This window comes from Bradyrhizobium sp. P2_E8, assembly GCF_056403875.1.
The window spans coordinates 1-1,339 of sequence record NZ_JBFUES010001450.1 but is presented as its reverse complement, the minus strand read 5'-3'; the positions used below and the strand labels follow the sequence as shown (position 1 = coordinate 1,339).

Genomic DNA, 1,339 nt, shown 5'->3' with positions numbered 1-1,339 from the left:
GTGCGCAATTGCGCACCAGGCCGGGCAACGAGAGGAATTCACGGGCCGCGGCGGCGTCGAAGCCAGGCGCCAAATCGCGCCACGGTGCAATCGCGCAAGGGAGTAAGCCATGACACTCACGAGCAGCCGCTTCGTCGGCTACGAACAGGACCGGGGCATCGTCCAGTTCCTGATGCAGGACGGATCGAAGGAGATCGCCTGCGCGATCTCGACCTCCGCGATGGACTATCTCGAGCGCGGCCCGCAGGCGAGGCCCGAGCAGCGCGAAGCCCAGTTCACCCGCCTGCGCGAGCGGATCGAGGCGCAAGCGGCGAGCAAGTACAGGGCGACGGAGTTCGAGGGGACGCCGCCAGGGATCGTGCTGCGGAGCATTGATTTTCGGGGGTAGGGGAGGCGGGCTACCGCGGCTGCGACTTGTCCGTCTTGCGCAGGCAGCGATGGAGCTTCAGGACGTTGGAGATGTTCTTCGGGATCTCGTTGCCGGTGCCGTCACGCCCCATGGCCGCATCGTCTGTTGACATTAACCGTCTGTTAACCATGCGGTTGCCTAATGTTGACGATGGGGGATCACCATGTCGGCCCATGTGACGCGACCGAGGTTGATGCCTGTTTCGGCCGATCCGGCCATCCGGTCGGTGGCGAGGCTGGCGGTTCGCGCCAAGGCCGTCCTACAGGGCAAAGCGCCTGTCCCACGGAGCAAAGCCATGTTCGGAAAGGACGACTTAGTGGACAATCTCAGCCGCGATCTCGATCGCGCGCGCGGAAGACGAGATGCGCTTGCATCCGAAGCCACGACCCTGACGGCCCAGATCGCCGAAATCGAAGCCCGTCTTTCGGAGGAAAAGAAAAGGCGTGAGCGTGAGCGCGTCTTGAGCGAGGTCGAAGCGATCAAGACGCGAATCAAGCAAGCCGCCGGCGCGTTTGCGCCTGTCGTCGATGGTCTCTCGAGGGCGATCGAGCAGGCTGCGGCGGTTGTGCCCGAGGCGCGCGAGCTCAATAGTTTCCTGGTGTCGGTGGCGACCGAGATCGACAGCGTGCTCGATCCCCTGCTCCGCGAACTGGATCAGCGCGCGGATGCGGTGCGAACCGGACAGGCAGCGCTGGACCTGCCGAGTTCGGCCATTGAAGCGCCGCCCATCGAGCTGCCAAAGGACACCAACGAGCGCCTGCTTCGTTTTCCGGCGTGGCTGTCCCGCGACAGGGAGACGGACAAGAAGGACACCGCCGAGAGCCCGCGCAGCACGGCGGCTTGAAGCCCCGGCACGCTGCGCAGCTCAAGACCTTGTCTGCATAATCTGACGTTCGGAGCGAGTTGAGAACTAGGCCACCTCTCCCTGCT

At 64.4% G+C, this 1,339-nt stretch carries 3 protein-coding genes; 2 read left to right on the top strand and 1 reads right to left on the bottom strand.

Annotation, left to right across the window (positions count from 1 at the left end):
* Positions 1 to 109: 109 nt before the first annotated feature.
* Positions 110 to 388: a DUF1488 family protein gene (locus tag AC1D00_RS41320; protein WP_135174885.1), complete on the top strand. Its 279-nt coding sequence runs from the start codon at positions 110 to 112 to the stop codon at positions 386 to 388.
* A 10-nt stretch (positions 389 to 398) separates the two neighbouring features.
* Here the strand turns inward: AC1D00_RS41320 and AC1D00_RS41315 are convergent, their stop codons facing one another.
* Positions 399 to 521, bottom strand: a complete 123-nt coding sequence (locus tag AC1D00_RS41315) for a hypothetical protein (RefSeq protein WP_271576819.1) — start codon at positions 519 to 521, stop codon at positions 399 to 401.
* A 183-nt stretch (positions 522 to 704) separates the two neighbouring features.
* Between AC1D00_RS41315 and AC1D00_RS41310 the strand changes: the two genes are divergently transcribed.
* Positions 705 to 1,253 carry a hypothetical protein gene (locus AC1D00_RS41310; RefSeq protein ID WP_236842158.1) on the top strand — a complete coding sequence of 183 codons (549 nt, stop codon included), beginning with the start codon at positions 705 to 707 and terminating at the stop codon, positions 1,251 to 1,253.
* Positions 1,254 to 1,339: the final 86 nt, after the last annotated feature.

Coding starts and splice junctions, on each gene's coding strand:
- AC1D00_RS41320 (WP_135174885.1), top strand. CDS start 110: ATGACACTCACGAGCAGCCGCTTCGTCGGCTACGAACAGGACCGGGGC.
- AC1D00_RS41315 (WP_271576819.1), bottom strand. CDS start 521: ATGTCAACAGACGATGCGGCCATGGGGCGTGACGGCACCGGCAACGAG.
- AC1D00_RS41310 (WP_236842158.1), top strand. CDS start 705: ATGTTCGGAAAGGACGACTTAGTGGACAATCTCAGCCGCGATCTCGAT.